The sequence below is a fragment of the Amycolatopsis pittospori genome (assembly GCF_013870525.1).
GTDB lineage: Bacteria > Actinomycetota > Actinomycetes > Mycobacteriales > Pseudonocardiaceae > Amycolatopsis > Amycolatopsis pittospori.
This window is the reverse complement of the sequence record NZ_JACBXD010000072.1, coordinates 1-20,621: the sequence shown is the minus strand read 5'-3', so window position 1 is coordinate 20,621 and position 20,621 is coordinate 1. Positions and strand designations below refer to the sequence as shown.

Here is a 20,621-nt window from a genome sequence, read left to right as displayed (position 1 = left end):
GTCATGGCTGAGCAGACACTCACCGCACCGAAGAGCAACAAGACGATCACGGCCCTTCGCCGGTTCGCGATCTCGATCACCATCTTCAACATCATCGGCTACACCGTGCTCGGTTTCGAGCAGCCGTACACCTATCCGTTCATCGCGCTGGCGACGGCGTACACCACGGAAATCCTGCTGGAGATCATCGGCGCCCGGGTACAGGGCCGTCCGGTTCGCTTCCGCGGCAACGGTTTCAAGGGCCTGGTGGAGTTCCTCTTCCCGGCGCACATCACCGGTCTCGCCCTGAACATGCTGACCTACGTCAACGACCAGGTCCTGGTCATGATGTTCGGTGTCGTGGTCGCCGTCGGCGCCAAGTGGGTCCTCCAGGCCCCGGTGCGCGGCCGGCTCCGCCACTACATGAACCCGTCGAACTTCGGGATCACGATCATCCTGCTGGTGTTCCCCTGGGCGAGCATCGCGCCGCCCTACCACTTCACCGAGCAGGTCGACTCGTGGGTCGGCTGGCTGATCGTCGGCATCATCATGATCTCGGGCACCGTGCTCAACGCGATGCTGACCCAGCGGATGTGGCTGATCGGCGCCTGGCTGATCACCTTCGCGCTGCAGGCGATCATCCGTGGTCTGGTGTTCGACACCGCCATCCCCGGCGCGCTCGGGATGATGACCGGTGTGGCGTTCGTGCTCTACACGAACTACATGGTCACCGACCCGGGCACGACCCCGTCGAAGCCCGCGTCGCAGATCCTGTTCGGTTCGGGTGTGGCGATCGCCTACGGCTTCTTCATGGTGGTCCACGTGGCGTACGGCCTCTTCCTGGCCACCGCCCTGGTCTGCCTGATCCGCGGGATGTTCCTGTGGGGCCTGCACTTCTCCAAGAAGGCCACCGAGAAGTGGGAGGCCGAGCAGGCGAAGACGGCGGAGGTCACCACCCTGCCGAAGCCGGCCGAGAAGCCGGAAACCGAAGAAACCGGGGCCGTGGCGGCATGACCTCCGGTGCGGAATCCACCCGGGGGGCGCGTCTCGCGCCCCCCGGGCCGCCGCGCAGAGCGACCTTCGGTCTGTTGAAGAAGCTTTTCACCGACCGGCTGGCGCTCATGTCGGACTCGGCGGAGGCACATGGGGACGTCGTCCGGATCGCCATCGGTCCGAAGACGATGTACCTGGTGAACCACCCCGAGCTGGCGAAACACGTGCTCGCGGACAACGCGGCCAACTACCACAAGGGAATCGGCCTCCAGGAGGCCAGAAGGGCACTCGGCGACGGGCTGCTCACCAGTGACGGCGAAGTCTGGAAGAAGCAGCGCCGCACGATCCAGCCGGTGTTCCAGCCCAAGCGGATCGCGCGGCAGGCCTCGGTCGTCGCGAACGAGGTCGAAGGTCTCGTGAAACGCTTGCGGGACACGGACGGTCCGGTGGAGATCCTGCACGAGATGACCGGGCTGACCCTCGGCGTACTCGGCAAGACACTGCTCGACGCGGACCTCGGCGGGTTCTCCTCGCTCGGGCACTCCTTCGAGGCTGTGCAGGACCAGGCGATGTTCGAAGCGGTGACGCTGAGCATGGTCCCGCAGTGGGCTCCGCTGAAGAAGCAGTTGCGGTTCCGGGAATCCCGGGACGACCTTCGCCGTATCGCCGAAGAACTCGTCGAGCAGCGGTTCGCGAACCCGGTCGAGAACGGCGAAGACGTCCTGTCCCGGCTCATCGCGACCGACGGGACGCGCGAGCAGATGCGCGACGAGCTGATCACCCTGCTGCTGGCCGGGCACGAGACGACGGCGAGCACGCTGGGCTGGGCGTTCCACCTGCTCGACGAACACCCCGACGTCCTGGCGAAACTGCGCGCCGAGGCGGACGAGGTCCTGGGCGACCAGCTGCCCACGGCCGACGATCTGCACCGGTTGCCTTACACCTCAAGGGTCGTCGAGGAGGTCATGCGGCTGTACCCGCCGGTGTGGCTGCTGCCGCGGGTCGCGCAGGCCGACGACGAGATCGGCGGCTACCACATCCCGGCCGGCTCCGACGTCGTCGTCGTGCCCTACACGCTGCACCGGCATCCGGCCTTCTGGCCGGAGCCGGAGAAGTTCGACCCGGACCGGTTCGACCCGGACCGGCCGAGCGGGCGGCCCCGGTACGCCTACATCCCGTTCGGCGCCGGGCCGCGGTTCTGCATCGGCAACAGCCTCGGCGTGATGGAGGCCGTTTTCGTGCTGACGATGGTCCTGCGGGACCTCGACCTTCGGAAACTCCCGGGCTACGACGTGGTTCCCGAGGCGATGCTCTCGCTGCGGGTACGCGGCGGGCTGCCGATGACCGTGCACACCAGGAACAGGAGGTAGGTTCCGTGGAACCGGACGAACAGGCCAAGGTGATGACACTGGAGGCCTACGCGGACACGATCCTTCCCGGGGAGAAGCGATTCCCGGGTGACCACGCGATCGCCGGCGCCTCGGCGGGACCGGGCGCGGTCGTGGCGGGCGCGCTCGAACTGCTGCACACCGAGGCGACCGGCGTCACGGTCGGCCTGCCCTACCTGGCGCAGTCGCTCAACGACCACGCGAAGGTCTACGCCAAGGAACACGACCTCGAACTCGACGAGGCGCTGCCCCCGTTCGTCGCACTGTCCTTCGCGGACAGGACTGGACTGGTGAAGTCGCTGACCGCGCCGGGGCACCCGGAGAAGGACGGCTGGGTCAGCCTCGCGTTGTTCTGCAACATGTCCTTCGACAGCGCGGCGCACAAGCACACCGCCGAAGCCATCGCCGAGGGGCACCCGGGTCTGCTGGCCATGGGCTACACCGCTCCGGACGAAGACGGCCTGTGGCGGTTCCCGAAGTTCTCCTATCGCCGCGAACTGGCGCAACTCCACCCTGACACCACGCCTTCCGGGAGCCCGGCATGACCGCCTACGACAAGACCGACGTCGTCATCGTCGGCAGCGGGTTCGGCGGGTCGATCCCCGCGTACCACCTCGCCGCGGGCGGGGCGAAGGTCACCGTGCTGGAACGCGGGCCGTGGCTGGAGGCGCAGGAGTTCGAACACGACTACCTGCTCGGGTCTTCGTACACCCGGGCGTTCGACTTCGTCGTCGGCGACGGGATGAGCGTGCTGGGCGGCAACTGCGTCGGCGGCGGCAGTGTCGTCTACTTCGCCGCGATGCCGCGGGCGCCCAAGTTCGTCTTCGAACGCCACGGCAGCATCGGCCGCCGCATGTGGCCTTCGGTGATCACGCGCGACACACTGGAGCCTTGGTACGACCGGGTCTCGGATTCGCTTCCGGTGTCCAAACAGGACTGGAACGACGTCTCCTACGCCGGTGGCCTGTGGGCGGCTTTCTGCGACCACTCCGGCCGGACCGCCAACCCGGCGCCGGTCGCGGTGGACAACGACCGGTGCGTGAACTGCAACTTCATGATGGCCGGCTGCCGGTTCGACGCGAAACGCTCGCTCCTGACCAACTATCTGCCCGCCGCGCTCGCGCACGGCGCGCAGATCCGTCCGCTGCACGAGGTCCAGCGGATCGAGCGGATCGACGACGGCGACTACCGCGTGCACTTCAACACCGTCGACGACTCCGACTACCGCGTGCAGAACGGCAGTGGCACGATCGACGCGAAGGTCGTCATCATCGCCGCCGGCGCCGGAGCGACGCCGGTGATCCTTCAGCGTTCCGAGTCGGCGCTGGGCACCATGCCACACGCGGTCGGCCGCTACTTCTCGGGCAACGGTGAGCGGCTCAACACCGCGATCATCAACGAGGAGCGGGTCCGCGAGGTCCTCGGGCTGTCCCGCGAGGACGGCAAGGTCTACGAGGCCAACCACATCGGCAAGGGTCCGACCGTGGCGAACTGGGACAAACTCGACGGTTCGCTGCCGGAGTACGAGCGGTACTCGCTGGAGCAGCTGTACTTCCCACCCGGACTCGGCACGATTCTCGCGCAGGTGCCAGACGGTGACGAACCGCGCTGGTTCGGGGCGCAGAAGAAGGAGATCCTCAAGCAGTGGGCCTCCTGGCTGACCATCTTCCTGATGACCGAGGACGACAACGAGGGCGTCTTCGGCGCGCCGCCGCCCACCGGCAACGCCTACCGCATCTCGCAGCAGATGCTCGGCCGCGGTCCGCTCAAGTACGACCCGACGCCGAACACCCTGCACGGCTGGTCGCTGGCCGACGCGGAGTGCAAGGAGATCCTGGAGAAGGACGGTTTGGCGAAGGTGTCGCCGTGGACCAACGACGTCGTCGGCGCGTACACCGTGCACCCGCTGGCGTCCTGCCGGATCGGTGACGACCCGGAGACCTCGGCGTTGCACCCGAACCACGAACTCCGCAACCACCCTGGGATCTTCGTGACCGACAGCGCTTCCGTGCCGGGCGCGCTGACGGTGAACCCGGCGATGACGATCGCGGCGCTGGCCGAGCGTTCGGTGCCCGGGATCGTGCGGGCGCTGCAGGCACGCGGCGTCGACGTCTCCTATGGCGCCCCGGCTCCGGACGGGTCCATCACCGGACGCCGTGCGGTCAGCCGGCTTCCCGTGGTGACCGGCTGATCATGGCGCCGACGCTGGTGAAGCTCGCGCTGCGCCGGGCGTTGCGCGAGACCCGGTACGTCCGGCCGGTCACCGCCGGCCGGGCGACCGGGCTCGTGCGCGACGTCTACCGTCAGCTCGAACGGGACTTCGGCATGCTGGCCCCGCCGGTCGCGGTGCATTCGCCGTCGCCGCCGGTCCTCGCGGCGAGTTGGGTGATGCTGCGGGAGTCGCTGGCGACGGACGGCGAGACGAGCCGGGCGGACCGGGAGGTCGTCGCTACCCTGGTGTCGCAGGCGAATTCGTGCCCATACTGTGTCGAGGTACACGGGATGGCGCTGGGTTCGCTGGGGCGTTCCTCGGTGGTTTCGGAGATGACGGATCCACGCCCTTCGGCTCCGTCCGACGCGGCTCGTTCCGAACTGACCGCGGTCGCGTTCACGTTCCACTACCTGAACCGGGTGGTGAGCGTGTTCCTCGGGACGTCGCCGCTACCTCCTTCCGTGCCGGATTCCGCGCGTTCTCGGGCGAAGGCGGTGCTGGGGCGGTTCTTGAAGCCGGTCTCGGGGGTGGTCCCAGGGCTGTCCCTGGACTTCCTGCCCGCCGGGTCACGGGATTTCTCGTGGGCCGCGGGGAATCCGGTCGTCGAAGATGCCTTCTCGCGTGCTTCGGCGGCTTTCGATTCGCTGGTGATCTCTCCCGTCGTGCGGGATGTCGTCCTCCAGGAACTGTCCACTTGGGACGGTACCCCGCCCGGGCTGAGCCGAGCCTGGGTGGATTCCGTCGAGGATCCCGTCGCTCGACTGGCTCTGGTGGTCGCTAAGGCGGCCTATCAGGTGGACGACGTTTTGGTCGCCGCCGCGGGCCTGGCCGATCCAGAACTGGTCGAGCTCGTCGGTTGGGCGGCTTTCGTTGCCGCGCAACGCTGCGTGGCCCTGGAAGCTTCCCGCCATTAGGCGACTGCTCGCCCGGGCCCCGTCTGTCCGTGAAGGCCTCCTTCCCTACTTTGAGGGTAGGGAAGGAGGCCTTCACGGAATTCCGAGAACCATCACGGTGGCCGTCGCGGAAACCCGCGGTGGCCGCCGGATTCGTTGGCCCGCCTTCAACAACATGAGAGAAGACTCCGCGACCTGCCCCGGTTCATGCTTGACGGGACTGCAGATGCGGACGGCGTCGCTTTTCTGGGGACAGAGTTCCGGCGCCGGAACCGGATTCCATGACTTGAGTGGTTGAGAGCTAGGGGAGTGCGGTGGCATGAGCGTTGAGCGGATTTCGATTGTCGGTATCGGTCTCCGATACCCGGACGCCGGTTCCCCGGATGAACTGTGGGAGAACGTCCTCGCCGGCCGTCGGGCGTTCCGGAGACTGCCCGACGAGCGGATGAACCGCGAGGACTACTACTCGCCCGACCCTAAGGCTCCGGACCGTTTCTACGCCCAGAAGGCCGCGGTCCTCCGCGACTACGAGTTCGACCGGATCAAGTACAAGGTCGCGGGCAGCACGTTCCGTTCGACCGACACCACGCATTGGCTCGCGCTCGACGTCGCCGCGCAGGCGCTGGCGGACGCCGGGTTCCCCGAGGGCGAGGGCCTGCCGAGGTCCGCGACCGGCGTGGTCATCGGCAACAGCCTGACCGGCGAGTTCTCGCGGGCCAACATCATGCGGCTGCGCTGGCCGTACGTCCGCCGCACGGTCGCGGCGGCGCTCGCCGAGCGGGGCTGGGCCGAGGGTGACACCGCCGAGTTCCTCCACGACCTCGAGGCGCAGTACAAGGCGCCGTTCCCCGAGATCGACGAGGATTCGCTCGCGGGTGGCCTCGCGAACACGATCGCCGGCCGGGTCTGCAACTTCTTCGACTTCGGCGGCGGCGGGTTCACTGTGGACGGTGCCTGCTCGTCGTCGCTGCTTTCGGTCGTCACCGCGGCGAACGCGCTGTGCGAGGGCGATCTCGACGTCGCCGTCGCCGGCGGTGTCGACTTATCGATCGACCCGTTCGAGGTAATCGGTTTCGCCAAGACCGGCGCGCTCGCCAAGCGCGAGATGAAGGTCTACGACGCCGACTCCAACGGTTTCTGGCCCGGCGAGGGTTCCGGCATGCTCGTGCTGATGCGCGAGGACGACGCGATCGCGCAGGGCAAGCGGATCTACGCCTCCATCGGTGGCTGGGGCGTCTCGTCCGACGGCAAGGGCGGCATCACGCGCCCCGAGGCGTCGGGCCATCGCCTGGCGATCAAACGCGCTTACGAGAAGGCCGGGTACGGCGTCGAGACCGTCTCCTACTTCGAGGGGCACGGCACCGGGACCGCGCTGGGCGACGCCACCGAGATCGAGGCGCTCTCCACCGCCCGCCGCGACGCCGACCCGCTCGCCGACCGTGCCGCGCTGAGCACGATCAAGGGCAACATCGGGCACACCAAGGCCGCCGCCGGTGTCGCCGGGCTGATCAAGGCGACACTGGCGGTCTACCACCAGGTCATCCCGCCCGCGACCGGCCACTTCGAGCCGCACGAGTCGCTGCTCGGCGACTCCGCGCGGATGTACGTCCCGGCCGAGGCTGGGCTGTGGCCGTCGGACCACCCCGTCCGCGCCGGTGTTTCGGCGATGGGCTTCGGCGGCATCAACTCCCACGTCACCGTCACCGAGGCCCCGGGCGCCGCGCGGCGCAAGGAACTCGACGACAAGACCCGCTCGCTGGTCGCCGGCCGCCAGGACAGCGAACTGCTACTCCTCGACGCCGACGACGCCGCCTCGTTGCGCGGCAAGGTGTCCGGGCTGCTGGAGGTCGTTCCGAAGCTCTCGCTCGCGGAGCTCGCCGACCTCGCCGGAACGCTTTCCGTGGAGCTGTCCGGGAAACCGGTCCGCGCGGCCGTCGTCGCGGGCAACCCGGAGGACGCCGAGCGCAAACTGTCGAAGCTGCTCGACCTCCTCGGTGAGGGTGAGCCGGAAGTCTTCTCCGCCGGAGAGGGCATTTTCGCCGGCTCGCGTTCCAAGGGGCCGAAGATCGGTTTCCTGTTCCCCGGCCAGGGTTCCGGTCAGGGCACGGTCGGCGCGGTGCGCAAACGGTTCGCCCACGCCGACGACATCTACCGCGCCGCCGGTCTCTCCACCGGCGCCGATCAGGTCGCCACCGACGTCGCCCAGCCGCGGATCGTCACCGGTTCGCTCGCCGGGCTTCGGGTGCTCAAGAGCCTCGGCATCGAGGCGCAGACGGCCGCCGGGCACAGCCTCGGCGAGCTCACCGCCCTGCACTGGGGTGGCGCGCTCACCGAACGCGAAGTCCTGAAGCTGGCCAAGATCCGCGGCAAGGTGATGGCGAAGGCCAGCGACGGAAACGGTGCCATGGCGGGGATCGCCGTCGCACCGGGGGTCGCCGAACGACTCGCCGAGGGCGAGGACGTCGTCATCGCGGGCTACAACGCGCCCGAACAGACCGTCCTTTCCGGACCTTCGGAGGCCATCGACCGGGTCGTCGCCGGTGCCCGCGCGGAAGGCTTCACCGCCACCCGCATCAACGTGTCGCACGCCTTCCACTCGCCCGCGGTCGTCCCGGCCGCCGAGGCGATGACCGAGGAACTCGCGGCGTTCGACTTCGCGCGACTCGACAGGCCCGTCGTGTCGACCGTGACCGGTGACGTCCTGCACACCGCCGAGGACCTGCGCGACCTGCTGCGCGACCAGGTGGTCCTGCCGGTCCGCTTCCGTGAAGCGGCCGCGAAGGTCGCCGAGCGCAGCGACCTGGTGATCGAGGTCGGACCCGGCCGGGTGCTCACCGGCCTGTTCGGCGAGATCGCACCCGGCACCCCGGTGCTCGCGATCGACACCGACAGCCCGACGCTGGCCGCGGTGCTGAAGGTGGCCGCCGCCGCGTTCGCGTTCGGTGCCCCGCTGGAGACGTCGGCGCTGTTCGCCGGTCGTGTCGTGCGGACACTGCCGGCCGACGGGGTCTTCAACTTCCTCGCCAGCCCCTGTGAGGCCGCGCCGTCGATCGGTGCCGAACTGGCCCGTGACCGCGTCGAGGAGCCCACCGAGGCGACGGCGGGGGAGGCATCCGAGAGCGGTGGCAGCAGCACGCTCGACCTGCTGCGCAAACTCGCGTCCGAGCGGGTCGAACTACCGCTGGAAGCCGTCACCGCCGACACACATCCGCTCGACGACCTGCACCTTTCGTCGATCACCGTCGGCCAGCTGGTCAACGACGTCACCCGCGCGCTGGGCCGCCCGGCGCTGGAGGGCATGCCGAACTTCGCGACGGTCTGTCTCGGGGAACTCGCCGAGATGATCGACGAACTCGCGCAGACGGCGAAACCGTCCGACAGCAACCAGGCCGAGGTCACCGGCGTCGGACCGTGGGTCCGGCCGTTCGCGGTGGAGTACGTCGTCGCGCCGAGGCCGGCGCCCGACCTGACCCCCGGCATCTCCACGGCGGAATGGACCGCGTTCGCGACCGAAGGCCACCCGCTGGCGGAGCCGCTGCGTGCGGCGCTCGCCACGGCAGGCGTCGGCGACGGTGTCCTTCTCTGCCTGGACGAGGACAGCGAAGCCGGTGACGTCGGGCTGTTCCTGGACGCGGGCCGCGCGGTGCTGGCCGCGCCCAACGGCACGCGGTTCGTCGTGGTGCAGCACGGCCTCGGCGCTTCCGGCCTGGCGAAGACGCTCCGCCTGGAGGACCCGTCTGCCCGCACCACGATCGTCGACCTCGCCGACGTCAACCCGGTCGACCCCGAGGCCGTCGGGGCCGCGGTGTCCACTGTGGTCACCGAGGTAGCGGCGACGAACGACTTCAGCGAAGTCCGTTACGACTCCGCCGGGGTGCGTACGGTGCCGAAGCTCGCCGCTCTCGCACCTTCGGAGGCAGAGGGGACGCCGCTGGGCTCCGAAGACGTCCTGCTCGTCACCGGTGGCGGCAAGGGCATCACGGCGGAGAGCGCTTTGGCGCTGGCCAAGGACTCCGGCGCGAAACTGGCGCTGCTGGGCCGGAGCGATCCGGCCGACGACGCCGAACTGGCGGAGAACCTCGGCCGGATGGAAGCGGCGGGGATCACCTACCGCTACGAGCGCGCCGACGTCACCGCCGCCCAGCAGGTGGCGGACGCCATCGGCCGGGTCCAGGCCGAGTTCGGCCCGGTCACCGCAGTGCTGCACGGCGCGGGCCGCAACGAGCCCGCCGCGCTGTTCTCCTTGACCGAGGAGACCTTCCGCAAGACGCTGGCGCCGAAGATCGGCGGCCTCAACGCCGTCCTCGACGCCGTCGACCAGGACAAGATCAAGCTGCTGGTCACCTTCGGCAGCATCATCGGGCGGGCGGGCCTGCGCGGTGAGGCGCACTACGCCACCGCCAACGACTGGATGACCGAACTGACCGTGCGGTTCGGCCGCGAACACCCCCAAGCGCGGGCGATCGCACTCGAATGGTCGGTCTGGTCCGGGACCGGGATGGGCGAAAAGCTCGGTGTCGTCAGCGCTTTGATGCGCGACGGCATCACCCCCATCCCGACCGAGGAGGGCATCGAGATCCTCCGCCAGGTCGTCGGCGACCCGGCCGCCCCGTCGGTACTGGTCGTCTGCGGCCGTACCGCGGGGCTGGCCACCCTGCCGGTGGAGAAGCGCGAACTGCCGCTGACCCGTTTCGTGGACCGCGCCGTGGTCCACTACCCGGGTGTCGAGCTGATCACCGAGGCCGACCTCTCCGCGGGCAGCGACCCGTATCTGGCCGACCACCTGCTCGACGGGCAGCTGCTGTTCCCGGCGGTGATCGGGATGGAGGCGATGACCCAGGTCGCCAAGGCCACCCTGGACGTGGAATCCCTGCCCGCGCCGGTGTTCTCGGACGTGGAGTTCCTGCGCCCGATCATCGTCTCGCCGGGCGGGTCGACCACGATCCGGCTCGCCGCGCTGGCCAGGGACGCCGAAACGGTGGACGTGGTGCTGCGCAGCGGGGAGACCGGGTTCAGCGCCGACCACTTCCGCGCCCGGCTGCGGTTCAGCCGGCCGGATCCGCTCGGTGAGACCGTCGTCCGCGACGTCGCGCTGCCGCCGGTCCCGGTCGATCCGACGACCGAGCTCTACGGCACGGTCCTGTTCCAGGGCAAGCGATTCCAGCGGGTCACCGGTTACCGCCGGGCCAGCGCGCGGCACGCGGTCGCGGAGATCGCGACCGGCGCCGAGGTCGACTGGTTCGCCCCGTTCCTCCCGCAGGAACAGCTCCTGGCGGACCCGGGCACCCGTGACGCGATGATGCACGCGATCCAGTGCTGTGTCCCGGACGCGACCCTGCTGCCGCAAGGGATCGAGCGGCTGTACCTCGCCGAGCCCGGCAAGCAGGACCCGGAGTTCGTGCTCCTCGACGCCCGCGAGCGGTCGCAGGACGGTGACAGCTACATCTACGACCTCGACGTCCGCAACCCGGACGGGACGCTCGTCGAGCGGTGGGAAGGGCTGAAGCTGCGCGCGGTCCGCAAACGCGACGGTGAAGGGCCTTGGGTCCCGTCGATGCTCGGGTCCTATCTGGAGCGTTCGGCGGAACGGCTGCTCGGTTCGAGCCGCGCGATCGTCGTCGAACCCGACCCGGTGGGTGTTCCGGTCGAGACCACGCCGGAACGACGGGCGCAGACGGCGCTGGCGGCCGGCCGCGCCGTCGACTCCCCGCTCGAGATCCGCTACCGCCCGGACGGGAAACCGGAGGCTGACGGGGTCGAGGTGAGCGCGTCGCACAGCGCCGGCCTCACCCTGGCGATCACCGGTGCCGGCCGGATCGCGTGCGACGTCGAGACGGCGATCGAACGGACGGCGGAGGACTGGGCCGGACTGCTCGGCGAGGACCTCCTGTCGGTCGGCGAACTGCTCGCCGCCGACGCCCGCGAGCCACTCTCGGTCGCGCACACGCGGGTCTGGAGCGCGCTGGAATGCGTGCGCAAGACCGGCGACATGACACAGGCACTCACCGTGCACCGGGTCGACCCGGACGGCTGGGCGGTGCTTTCGCACGGCAACGCCCGGATCGCCACTTGGGCGACGACCGTCAACGACCGGACCGATCCCGTCGTCTTCGCGGTGCTCCAGGGAGAGGAAGACTGACATGGCCGACTACTTCGAGATCCTCCATACGGTCGGGTTCGAAGAGACCAACCTGGTGGGCAACGTCTACTACGTGAACTACGTGCGCTGGCAGGGCCGGTGCCGCGAGATGTTCCTGAAGGAGAAGGCGCCCGCGGTCCTCGAAGAGGTCCGCCACGATCTCAAGCTGTTCACGCTCAAGGTGGATTGCGAGTTCTACGCCGAGATCACCGCGTTCGACGAGCTGTCCATCCGGCTGCGGCTGGAAGAGCTGACCCAGACCCAGATCCAGTTCACCTTCGACTACGTCCACCTCACGGACGAGGGCGAGCGGCTGGTGGCCCGCGGACGGCAGCGGATCGCGTGCATGCGCGGCCCGAACACCGCGACGGTGCCCAGCAGGGTGCCCGAGCAGCTGCGCGAGGCGCTGGCCCCGTACACGGTCAATGGCAAGGGAGAATGACGTGGGCACTGCTGAGCCTGCAGTCGGGTCTACGCCACCGGAGCCGTCCCGGCCCGTGCTGAAACGGCTGCCGACGCCCGCGACGCGGCGACGGCTGTCCGCGCAGGCCGGGCTGCGGGAGGTGATGGGCCAGTTCGCCACCGGGGTCACCGTGCTGACCGCCGGGGGTGAACGGGCCCACGGGATGACCGCGAACGCCGTCACCTCCGTGTCGCTCGAACCGCCGATGGTGCTGTGCTGCGTCTCCCGCGCCGCCCGGATGCACGAGGCGATCGTGACGGCCGGCTCGTACGCGGTGACGGTGCTGGCGTCGGACCAGAAGGAACTCGCGAAGTACTTCGCGGACTGGCGCCGTCCGGCGGGGATCGCGCAGTTCGATTCGGTGGACTGGACGGCCGGGCCGCAGACCGGCGCCCCGCTGCTCGACGGCGCGCTGGCATGGCTGGAATGCGAGCTGGCCGAGGTCTACGAAGGCGGTGACCACTCGATCTTCCTGGGCAAGGTGGTCGCCTCCAGCCGCGGTACCGCGCAGGACTCGCTGGTCTTCTACGGCGGCGGCTACCACCAGATCGACGGCCGCGTCCGCGCATCCGCGTGATCCAGGCTCAGAGGAAGGGGAAAGATCATGACCGCCAACGAATCCGCCACCGCCCGGTCGGATGAGACACCGGCCCCGGTGCACTCGCTCGACCGGCCGCCGGTGGTGACCACGATGCCTCGGCTCGGGCGGGGGGTGTGCTGGCGCGACATCGTGCGCGAGATCGAACTCGACGAACTCGAGCGCGAGGCCCGTATGAAGGAGGCGGCGTGACGCTGCAGGGCGATCCGGGCGCCCAGCGCACGGAGGACTCCGAGGTGGTGCCGCTGCCGGAAGACCGGCTGCGGCGCCCCCGGCTCCCGAGGACGACCGACGGGCAGGTGATCCCGCTCGCCCGGGGTACCGAACCGGTGCACCCGCCCGAACCGACGATGCCGTTGCTGCGCAGTCAGCGTGACGAACTGCGCGAGCACATCGTCGACGGGCGGCTCGACGGTGTCCGCCGCCAGCACTCGCTCGGCAAGCACACCGCGCGCGAGCGGCTGGATCTTTTGCTGGACCCGGATTCCTTCACCGAGGTCGAGTTGTACCGGCGGCATCAGGCGAGCGGGCTGGGGCTGGCGGAGAACCGGCCGTACACCGACGGCGTCGTCGCCGGCTCGGGCACCATCGACGGGCGGCGCGTTTTCGTCTACGCGCAGGACTTCACCGTCTTCGGCGGCTCGCTCGGCGAGGCGCACGCGGCCAAGATCCACAAGGTGATGGATCTGGCTATCTCGACCGGTTCGCCGCTGATCGGGCTCAACGACAGCGGGGGCGCGCGGATCCAGGAAGGCGTCATGGCGCTCAACGGCTACGGCGGCATCTTCCGCCGTCAGGTCGAGGCGTCCGGCGTCATCCCGCAGATCAGCGTGGTGCTGGGGCCGTGCGCGGGCGGGGCGGCGTATTCGCCGGCGCTCGCGGACTTCGTCTTCATGGTGCGCGACACCGCCCGCATGTACCTGACCGGGCCGGACGTCGTCGAAACCGTGACGGGCGAACGCGTCAGCCACGACGAACTCGGCGGCGCGGACGTGCACGGCGCGTCGTCGGGGGTGGCGACCGTGGTGCACGACGACGAGGAGAGCTGCCTCGCCGACGTCCGCTATCTGGTGTCGCTGCTGCCGTCGAACTACCTGGAGCAAGCGCCTCGTGAGCCGTCGCAGGACGCGGCACGCGACCGGCGGCCGCGGTTCGCCGAACTCGTCCCCGTGGAACCGAACAAGCCCTACGACATGCGGGACGTGTTCTCGGAACTGGCGGACGACGGCGAGTTCTTCGAACTGCACGAGCGGTGGGCGCAGAACGTGCTGTGCGCGCTCGCGCGGGTCGACGGGCGCGTGGTCGGCCTGGTCGGCAACCAGCCGGTGGTGTTCGCCGGCGTCCTCGACGGCCCGGCCTCGCAGAAGGCCGCGCGGTTCGTGCGGTTCTGCGACGCCTTCAGCATCCCGCTGGTGACGCTCGTGGACGTCCCGGGCTTCCTGCCCGGCGTCGAGCAGGAGCACTCCGGCATCATCCGGCACGGCGCGCAGCTGCTGCACGCCTACTGCGAGGCGACCGTGCCGCGGATCCAGGTCATCCTGCGCAAGGCCTACGGCGGCGCGTACATCGTGATGGACTCGCGGTCCATCGGGACCGACCTGTCGCTGGCGTGGCCGACCAACCAGATCGCCGTGATGGGCGCCGAGGGCGCGGTCAACGTGCTGTTCCGCAAGGACCTCGCCGCCGCTTCCGACCCGGACGCGCTGCGCGCCCACCTGGTCGCGGAGTACACCGAGGAGTTCATGAACCCGCAGTACGCCGCCGAACGGGGGCTCGTCGACGACATCATCGACCCGGCGGACACCCGCTCCGCCGTCGCCAGGGCGCTGGACATGCTGCAGGACAAGCGAAAGGCGGCGCCCCAGCGCAAGCACGGCAACCACCCGATCTGAACGGGGGACCCATGTCGCTGTCCACTGTGGACAACGAGGTACCCGTCTTCCGGGTCCTGCGGGGGGACCCGGAAGACGTCGAACTGGCGGCGCTCGTCGCCGTCTTCAGCGCGCTCGCGTCGGCGGCGCCCCCGCCTGTCTCACCCGCGCGCTCGGCCTGGTCACCGCACGCACCGGCGACCTGGCGAACATCCATCCTGCGGTGAACCCGGTGTCAAGTCCGTGAAGGCCTCCTTGAGGGACCCAGAGTCCCTCAAGGAGGCCTTCACGGACTTGAGCCCACGGGCCGTCACGCCGCCACAGCGGTCGCGAACCGGTGCGCCGCCTCCGTTTCCCGTCGCGGGGGATACGTGCTGTGGTGGGGATGCACGGCGACGTAGAGGACCCCGCCGGCCACCACGGTCTCCAGGTCCGTTCGCTCCCCAGGCTCGAACGGGCCCCCGCAGGCCGCGCAGGTCCGCTGTCGCTCCGCGGCGCTCATGTCCGGTCCCTTTGCTCCGGGACGGCCGGGTCGGGCCACGACAGGCCCAGCAGGTCGACGTCCAGCTCGTCGTCGGCGTAGATCTCGTACGGGTCGAGGCGCTCGGTCATGGTGTGCTCCTTGGGTTTTCGGGTGATACCAGATCACTACCAGGAGCCCCCCGCGGGCGACTTGTTATTTGCTCATCGCCGATCTCCAGCCGTCCTCGAGCACGCCACGATCGCCCCCCGATCGGACGGGTCCATCCTTGGTTGTCAAGTGAGCTGTTCATCGAAGGCCGGGAGGAACGTCATGACGGCACAGGTGCGAATTTGGGTCGTGACCGATGATTTCGACCCGCGCGGGATCGTCGAGACCGAGGAGACGGCCTTCGTCCCGGAACCGAGGCAGAGCGCCGAAAACGAGTTCGCGGGCGACAACATCGTCCTCGGCTACAACTGAAGAACATGAGTCGCGACCAGCAGGGACCGCACGAACAGAGAAGACCACCGGGTATCGCGCGCGGGAGAATGAAGATCGTCCGCGACCCGGCGAGACCTCGAGGAGGCCTTCGGATGGCTATGCGCCTCCAGCTCACGTCGGGTTTGCAGGTGCTGGAAGAATGGGCGGTCAACGCCCAGCAGGCCGATCGCAATGTTATCTACGAAGCCCTCTTCGCGGTAGCCGACGGATCCGCTTTTCTCATCTACGACATTTTCGGAGATGGCCGCGATCCGCATCAGTTCATCATTCTGGTGAAACACGACCTGGTGGTCAGGATAGGGCTCAATCGCACCGATTCCTCGTTCGAGATCGTCTATATCGGCGCGCTGGAGCACGGGACGCCCGCCGCGGCGTGGGCCGAGGACTCCGACGGCTCCTGACCTGGTACGCGGGCGGGTGAGTCCGGGAAGAGCAGGATTCATACCGCTGAACGGCCCAGTACCGTGACTTGTACCGGCAGCCTTTCGCAGTAGTGGATCATGCGTTCCTCACCTTGACATCGTCCGCGGCGGCATGAAATTCTTTCCGTGTTTACGGATGGGGAAATTCTGCCGTTGCTACTGCGTGGTCTAAAGAGTGCGGTAATCGAGGTCTGGAGGCACGAAAATGTCGTCACCCGAATTTCCTGGATTGGATGTGTCCACGCGGGTACGCGCGCGTGACATCCAGATGGCCGGAGTGGCCGACGTCCGCCGCCGGGTGCTGATGATCTCCGGCGCGATCGACACCACCGAGCACGACGTGTCGGTCAGCGTCAACCTCCCGGAGCCGGGCCGCTGGCAGGTGATCAAATCCGAGACCAACCTGACCGACAAGACCTGGGTCGCGATGCAGGTCGTCACCGACGAGGACTCGACGTTCGTCAACGACGCCGAGACGCTCGTGCTCTCCCGCCAGTTCTCCAAGTCCTTCATGACGCCGGACCAGCGTCGACTCACCTTCTACGACGGTGAAGTCCGTCCCGGCGAAGCGGTGCTGAAGGTGTACTCGCTGGAGGCGGGCGGCCGGAAGCCGACCTACTCCTACTCGCGCTACAGCCCCATCGCCACCGACACCGCCGAGCAGTCCCAGCAGACCCTGGAAGAACTGATCAGCAACGGGATGAAGCAGCGCCCCGTGATCGAGCTGATCGTCCCGGTGACCGTGATCGGCTGAGTCCGGCCGTGATCACCTTCGTTCCCGAACCCCATCTGCTCGAATCGCCGCGCGGACGGGAATGGCCGGTCCTCCCGGCCACCCGCGCGGCCGTCACCGCCGCCCCGCCGCCCGGTGCCGACGTCGTCATCGTCGGTGCCGGCCCGGCCGGGCTCGCCGTCGCTTCGGCGTTGTGGCACCACGGGGTGCACGACATCGTCATCGTGGACCGCGACGGCCGTCCCTGCGGCCGCTTCTTCGACCGCATCGATCTCCTCGGGCAGCGCGTACTGCGCTCGCCGTACGAACATCACCCCGGCGTCGAGGGCTACCGCGACTGCGAACTGCTGGACTTCGCCCGGCTGCACTGGTCGGTGCTGACCCCGGTCGAACGCCGCGAGATCCGGATGGCGCAGGCCGGGCACCGCTCGGTCGTCCCCGTCGACGTCTTCGAGGCCTACTGCACGCATCTCGCCGCCAGCCATCACGTCACCGAGCGGACCTGGCGCGGTTCGGTCCGTGAGGTCCTGCCGACGTCGGACGCGGTCACCGTGCGCGCCGACCGGTTCTCCGTCACCGCGCGCCACGCGGTCCTGTGCCTCGGCGAGGAACGCCGGTCCGCGCCGGATCACTGGTGGGGCGGGGGGTATCCGCCGCGCGCCGTGACCTACTGGGACGAACCCGTTCCCGCCGGCGGAAAACGGCTCGCCGTCGTCGGCGCGGGCCTCACCGCCGCGCATCTGATCACCAACGGACTCGCCCAGGGCCGCGAGGTGCACTGGGTGGTCCGCGAAGCAGGCGAGCGCTACCAATGCGCCGACGTCAACTCGTCGTTCTTCCGCCCGGAAGGCCGCGCCCGCTTCGACGGCGTGGACTGGTCCGGCAGGCTCGAACTGATGGGCCGCTTCCGGCGTGCGTCGATCATGTTCGAGTTCCGCCCGCTGCTCGAAGCGGCCGAAGCCGAAGGCCGTCTGGTCGTGCACCGAGGCAAGGCGATCAAGAAGGTGACGCCGGGCGTCCGCCTCCACCTCGACGACGGTGAGACGGTCGCCGTCGACCACGCCGTCCTGGCGCTGGGAACCACGCCGTCGATCGGGGACGCCCTCATGCCCGACGCCGCCGTCCTCGACCGCGGCGGCTGGCCTGAGCTCGATGAGCGCACCTTCGCCTACACAGGTGCTCCCCGCGTCTTCGCCGTCGGCGCCGCCGCGGGAATGGCGCTGGGCCCGGCCGCCCGCAACATCGACGGCCATCGCGTCGCCACCGCACGGGTCGCGGCCACCGTCGCGGAGAACCTGCGCCGGGACGCCCCGCTGCGGACCACCGCGAAGGACGTCACCCATGTCTGAGCCCTACGACTCCCGGTTCACCCTGCCCTCGATCGACGACGCCCCGTCGACCGAGGCCGGGGTGATCCTGATGGGACTGGACGCCGAACGCCTGCTCGCCGGCGTCGGCCTCGCGCGGATCGCCGACGAACCCGCGCTCGTCGCCCTCGCCGTCGACCAGGCCAGGCACGACGCGCTCGCCCTGGACACCGCCGCGATGGTCGCGGCGGGCATCACCCGCTGGCGCGCGGTCCGCCCGCTGATCGCCGCAGGCCCGGAGATGACGGCGGCCGGTTCCCTCCGGAAAGAATGGGAACAGACCACCGCGCGGGTCACCGCCACGGTGACCGGGCTGGGACCGGCCTCGGTCGCCTGTCTCGCGGCCTGCTGGCTGCGCCGCGACGACGTCGACAAGTTCGCCGAACACGGACGGACGCCGGAAAAGGGGAGTAGTACACGCGATGTCCTATCTCAAGTCTTTACCGACTGACACCACGTTGCTGCAGGTCTTCCAGAAGTTCCCCGCCCCGGCGTCGCGGCTGCTGGACTTCCACGAACTCGTCATGCGGGCGCCGTCGGCGTTCGGCGCGGGCGAGCGGGAACTGATCGCCGCGTACGTCTCCGGCGTCAACGATTGCCAGTACTGCCACGGGGTCCACACGGTCACCGCGGAGGCTTTCGGCGTGCCGGAAGGACTTCTGACGGCCGCGCTGGCCGATCTGGACTCCTCGCCCGTCGACGCGCGCATGAAGCCGGTGCTGGCCTACGTGGGCAAGCTGACGCGGACGCCGTCTCAGATGACCGAAGCCGACGCCGAAGCCGTGTTCGCGGCGGGCTGGGACGAGGCCGCGCTGCACGACGCCGTCCTCGTCTGCGCGCTGTTCAACTTCATGAACCGGATGGTCGAAGGACTCGGGATCCGCGCGGACGCCGCCTACGCGAAGACCTCGGGTGTGCGGCTCAAGGACGGCGGTTACGCCGGTCTCGCGGAGCTTCTCGCCGGTTGATCACGTCCCCGCGGCCTGCCATCGCGCGAGGTTGCGAAAGCCACTTTCGCAACCTTCAACGTTGCGAAAGTGGCTTTCGCAACACCGCCTCTCGGCCAGGTCGAGCCGGGCCTCGCCCCTCTTGCTCGCCGCGCATTCAGAGGGCGAAACGCGTTACGTGAGCCGGCGCATGACTAAGCCATTCGTGGTACTCGCTCGCTGAATTGACCACACTCGGTCACTGTCGCCCGTTAAGCCCAGCCGGTCGCGCTCCGTCACCGGAAACGCGGCCGGCTGCTCCATGCGATGGTCATGATCGCGGAAGTGGAGCAGTCCAGGAGAACCTTCTGGCGTAGGTGAAAAGCACGGCTCCCCGATGATGCCTGGCACTGGTTGCGAACCAGCCCCGGGAAGCACGATTTCCTCATCGAAGGAACACCACGCAAACCACCGAAACGCCTGGGAGCCACTCGATGAAGAACGCTGTGACCGACAACGTCCGCTCGCTCTTCGCCGGCCGGGGGATCGACACCGACACCGCCGGAAGCCAGGTCGACCTGGTGATCGACCGCTTCGACAACTGGACCAACCGGCCGGGCGGGCAGGTCTTCGACTGCTTCACCGGAGCCTGCTGTACCGCTCCGCCCCTGGCCGAGGCGAGCTGAGAGCACCCGCCGGCCGTCTCCCGCGCCCCGAACGCGAGAGGCGGCCGGTTCGCGTGCGCGGGAAGGGAGAGCGCGTTGAAGAAGGCCGGGACGAATCCGTGGCGTGTCCTCGGGGTGCTCTGCATCGCGAACTTCCTCGTGCTGCTGGACACCACCATCGTCAACACCGCCGTGCCCGACATGATGACCAGGCTCGACGTCGGGATCGGCGAGATCCTCTGGATCCTCAACGGCTATCTGCTGGCCCTCGCGTCGCTTTTGGTCTTCTTCGGAAGGCTCGGCGACCTGGCCGGACCGCGACGGCTGTTCGTGCTGGGGCTCGCCGTGTTCACCGTCGCCTCGGCGCTCTGCGGGCTCGCGAACGACCCCGCCTGGCTCATCGCCGCCCGGGCCGCGCAGGGGATCGGCGCCGCGATCCTGAGCCCGCAGGCGTTCGTACTGATCGCGGCGATCTTCCCGGCCGACCGGCGTGGGGCCGCGTTCGGCCTGTTCACCGCGGTCGCCGGGATCGCCGCGATCAGCGGGCCCACGCTCGGCGGGCTGCTGGTCACCGAATTCGGCTGGCAGTCGGTGTTCCTGCTCAACGTCCCGGTCGGTCTCGCCGGTATCGTCCTCGCGCTGCGCGTGGTGCCGGACGCGCGCACCGGCAAGCCGCATCGCTTCGACGTCGTCGGCGTGCTGCTGGTGACGCTCGGCCTGGTCGGAGTCGTCTACGGCCTGATCGAGAGCGAAGGCACGATCGTGGGCTTCGCCGTCGCGATCGTCGCGCTGGCCGCGTTCGTGCTCTGGGAGCGGGGGAGACCCGATCCGCTGATCCCGCTGGGCCTCTACCGGGACCGCGGCTACCGCATCGCCACCGTGCTCACCGGCGTGACGGCGTTCTCGATCGCCGGTTTCCTGCTCGTCTTCGTGTTGCAGACACAGAACCTGCTCGGGATGAGCCCGCTGATGTCGGGTGTCGCCGCCCTGCCGTGGACGCTGGCGCTG

Annotated in this window: 20 protein-coding genes; 19 read left to right on the top strand and 1 reads right to left on the bottom strand. The window is 69.1% G+C overall.

The features are described 5' to 3' along the window. Nucleotides 1–3 precede the first annotated feature (3 nt). From H5J31_RS30380 to H5J31_RS30330, 11 genes are all read left to right on the top strand, one after another. Complete coding sequence (locus H5J31_RS30380) at nucleotides 4–993, top strand: enediyne biosynthesis protein (RefSeq protein WP_181776096.1); 990 nt, start codon at nucleotides 4–6, stop codon at nucleotides 991–993. Next, nucleotides 990–2,342 (top strand): cytochrome P450, encoded by a 1,353-nt coding sequence (locus H5J31_RS30375; RefSeq protein ID WP_181776095.1) that lies wholly within the window; start codon nucleotides 990–992, stop codon nucleotides 2,340–2,342. Before H5J31_RS30380 ends, H5J31_RS30375 begins: the two co-directional genes overlap by 4 nt. 5 nt (nucleotides 2,343–2,347) lie before the next feature. Continuing rightward, nucleotides 2,348–2,905, top strand: coding sequence for a DUF5987 family protein (locus tag H5J31_RS30370; protein ID WP_181776094.1), 558 nt, complete (start codon nucleotides 2,348–2,350; stop codon nucleotides 2,903–2,905). Further along, entirely contained in the window at nucleotides 2,902–4,551 is a 1,650-nt protein-coding gene (locus H5J31_RS30365; RefSeq protein WP_181776093.1) for a GMC family oxidoreductase N-terminal domain-containing protein, read from the top strand. Before H5J31_RS30370 ends, H5J31_RS30365 begins: the two co-directional genes overlap by 4 nt. 2 nt (nucleotides 4,552–4,553) lie before the next feature. Then, on the top strand, nucleotides 4,554–5,486 hold the full coding sequence (locus tag H5J31_RS30360) for a carboxymuconolactone decarboxylase family protein (RefSeq protein WP_181776092.1): 933 nt from the start codon (nucleotides 4,554–4,556) through the stop codon (nucleotides 5,484–5,486). 298 nt (nucleotides 5,487–5,784) lie between these two features. After that, nucleotides 5,785–11,604 carry a type I polyketide synthase gene (locus H5J31_RS30355; RefSeq protein ID WP_181776091.1) on the top strand — a complete coding sequence of 1,940 codons (5,820 nt, stop codon included), beginning with the start codon at nucleotides 5,785–5,787 and terminating at the stop codon, nucleotides 11,602–11,604. Between the two features lies 1 nt (nucleotide 11,605). Next, the gene (locus H5J31_RS30350; RefSeq protein ID WP_181776090.1) at nucleotides 11,606–12,046 is read left to right on the top strand and encodes an acyl-CoA thioesterase; all 441 of its coding nucleotides are present in this window, start codon (nucleotides 11,606–11,608) and stop codon (nucleotides 12,044–12,046) included. A 1-nt stretch (nucleotide 12,047) separates the two neighbouring features. Next, nucleotides 12,048–12,644 (top strand): flavin reductase family protein, encoded by a 597-nt coding sequence (locus H5J31_RS30345; RefSeq protein WP_328701652.1) that lies wholly within the window; start codon nucleotides 12,048–12,050, stop codon nucleotides 12,642–12,644. Between the two features lie 27 nt (nucleotides 12,645–12,671). After that, nucleotides 12,672–12,857, top strand: coding sequence for a DUF6222 family protein (locus H5J31_RS30340; RefSeq protein ID WP_181776088.1), 186 nt, complete (start codon nucleotides 12,672–12,674; stop codon nucleotides 12,855–12,857). Beyond that, nucleotides 12,854–14,557 carry an acyl-CoA carboxylase subunit beta gene (locus H5J31_RS30335; protein WP_181776087.1) on the top strand — a complete coding sequence of 568 codons (1,704 nt, stop codon included), beginning with the start codon at nucleotides 12,854–12,856 and terminating at the stop codon, nucleotides 14,555–14,557. Before H5J31_RS30340 ends, H5J31_RS30335 begins: the two co-directional genes overlap by 4 nt. An 11-nt stretch (nucleotides 14,558–14,568) precedes the next feature. Continuing rightward, nucleotides 14,569–14,763: an acyl-CoA carboxylase subunit epsilon gene (locus H5J31_RS30330; protein ID WP_181776086.1), complete on the top strand. Its 195-nt coding sequence runs from the start codon at nucleotides 14,569–14,571 to the stop codon at nucleotides 14,761–14,763. A gap of 83 nt (nucleotides 14,764–14,846) precedes the next feature. Here H5J31_RS30330 and H5J31_RS30325 read toward each other — a convergent pair whose 3' ends face one another. Continuing rightward, the gene (locus H5J31_RS30325; RefSeq protein ID WP_181776085.1) at nucleotides 14,847–15,038 is read right to left on the bottom strand and encodes a hypothetical protein; all 192 of its coding nucleotides are present in this window, start codon (nucleotides 15,036–15,038) and stop codon (nucleotides 14,847–14,849) included. A gap of 291 nt (nucleotides 15,039–15,329) precedes the next feature. Between H5J31_RS30325 and H5J31_RS30320 the strand changes: the two genes are divergently transcribed. From H5J31_RS30320 to H5J31_RS30285, 8 genes are all read left to right on the top strand, one after another. Beyond that, nucleotides 15,330–15,479, top strand: a complete 150-nt coding sequence (locus H5J31_RS30320) for a hypothetical protein (protein WP_181776084.1) — start codon at nucleotides 15,330–15,332, stop codon at nucleotides 15,477–15,479. A 113-nt stretch (nucleotides 15,480–15,592) separates the two neighbouring features. Then, a complete protein-coding gene (locus tag H5J31_RS30315) occupies nucleotides 15,593–15,901 on the top strand; it encodes a DUF6235 family protein (RefSeq protein ID WP_181776083.1) in 309 nt (102 codons plus the stop codon). Between the two features lie 289 nt (nucleotides 15,902–16,190). Next, on the top strand, nucleotides 16,191–16,676 hold the full coding sequence (locus H5J31_RS30310) for a DUF6423 family protein (protein WP_181776111.1): 486 nt from the start codon (nucleotides 16,191–16,193) through the stop codon (nucleotides 16,674–16,676). A gap of 8 nt (nucleotides 16,677–16,684) precedes the next feature. Then, the gene (locus H5J31_RS30305; protein ID WP_181776082.1) at nucleotides 16,685–18,004 is read left to right on the top strand and encodes an FAD-dependent oxidoreductase; all 1,320 of its coding nucleotides are present in this window, start codon (nucleotides 16,685–16,687) and stop codon (nucleotides 18,002–18,004) included. After that, nucleotides 17,997–18,473 (top strand): DUF6187 family protein, encoded by a 477-nt coding sequence (locus H5J31_RS30300; RefSeq protein WP_181776081.1) that lies wholly within the window; start codon nucleotides 17,997–17,999, stop codon nucleotides 18,471–18,473. Before H5J31_RS30305 ends, H5J31_RS30300 begins: the two co-directional genes overlap by 8 nt. Continuing rightward, nucleotides 18,445–18,990, top strand: a complete 546-nt coding sequence (locus H5J31_RS30295) for a carboxymuconolactone decarboxylase family protein (RefSeq protein WP_181776080.1) — start codon at nucleotides 18,445–18,447, stop codon at nucleotides 18,988–18,990. Before H5J31_RS30300 ends, H5J31_RS30295 begins: the two co-directional genes overlap by 29 nt. A gap of 452 nt (nucleotides 18,991–19,442) precedes the next feature. Beyond that, nucleotides 19,443–19,634, top strand: coding sequence for a hypothetical protein (locus H5J31_RS30290; RefSeq protein ID WP_181776079.1), 192 nt, complete (start codon nucleotides 19,443–19,445; stop codon nucleotides 19,632–19,634). Nucleotides 19,635–19,709: 75 nt separating this feature from the next. Continuing rightward, nucleotides 19,710–20,621, top strand: a 912-nt coding sequence (locus tag H5J31_RS30285; protein ID WP_181776078.1) for an MFS transporter, incomplete at its 3' end; no start/stop codon positions are given.

Coding starts and splice junctions, on each gene's coding strand:
- H5J31_RS30380 (WP_181776096.1), top strand. CDS start 4: ATGGCTGAGCAGACACTCACCGCACCGAAGAGCAACAAGACGATCACG.
- H5J31_RS30375 (WP_181776095.1), top strand. CDS start 990: ATGACCTCCGGTGCGGAATCCACCCGGGGGGCGCGTCTCGCGCCCCCC.
- H5J31_RS30365 (WP_181776093.1), top strand. CDS start 2,902: ATGACCGCCTACGACAAGACCGACGTCGTCATCGTCGGCAGCGGGTTC.
- H5J31_RS30330 (WP_181776086.1), top strand. CDS start 14,569: ATGTCGCTGTCCACTGTGGACAACGAGGTACCCGTCTTCCGGGTCCTG.
- H5J31_RS30340 (WP_181776088.1), top strand. CDS start 12,672: ATGACCGCCAACGAATCCGCCACCGCCCGGTCGGATGAGACACCGGCC.
- H5J31_RS30290 (WP_181776079.1), top strand. CDS start 19,443: ATGAAGAACGCTGTGACCGACAACGTCCGCTCGCTCTTCGCCGGCCGG.
- H5J31_RS30310 (WP_181776111.1), top strand. CDS start 16,191: ATGGCCGGAGTGGCCGACGTCCGCCGCCGGGTGCTGATGATCTCCGGC.
- H5J31_RS30295 (WP_181776080.1), top strand. CDS start 18,445: ATGTCCTATCTCAAGTCTTTACCGACTGACACCACGTTGCTGCAGGTC.
- H5J31_RS30360 (WP_181776092.1), top strand. CDS start 4,554: ATGGCGCCGACGCTGGTGAAGCTCGCGCTGCGCCGGGCGTTGCGCGAG.
- H5J31_RS30300 (WP_181776081.1), top strand. CDS start 17,997: ATGTCTGAGCCCTACGACTCCCGGTTCACCCTGCCCTCGATCGACGAC.
- H5J31_RS30325 (WP_181776085.1), bottom strand. CDS start 15,038: ATGAGCGCCGCGGAGCGACAGCGGACCTGCGCGGCCTGCGGGGGCCCG.
- H5J31_RS30315 (WP_181776083.1), top strand. CDS start 15,593: ATGGCTATGCGCCTCCAGCTCACGTCGGGTTTGCAGGTGCTGGAAGAA.
- H5J31_RS30320 (WP_181776084.1), top strand. CDS start 15,330: ATGACGGCACAGGTGCGAATTTGGGTCGTGACCGATGATTTCGACCCG.
- H5J31_RS30350 (WP_181776090.1), top strand. CDS start 11,606: ATGGCCGACTACTTCGAGATCCTCCATACGGTCGGGTTCGAAGAGACC.
- H5J31_RS30355 (WP_181776091.1), top strand. CDS start 5,785: ATGAGCGTTGAGCGGATTTCGATTGTCGGTATCGGTCTCCGATACCCG.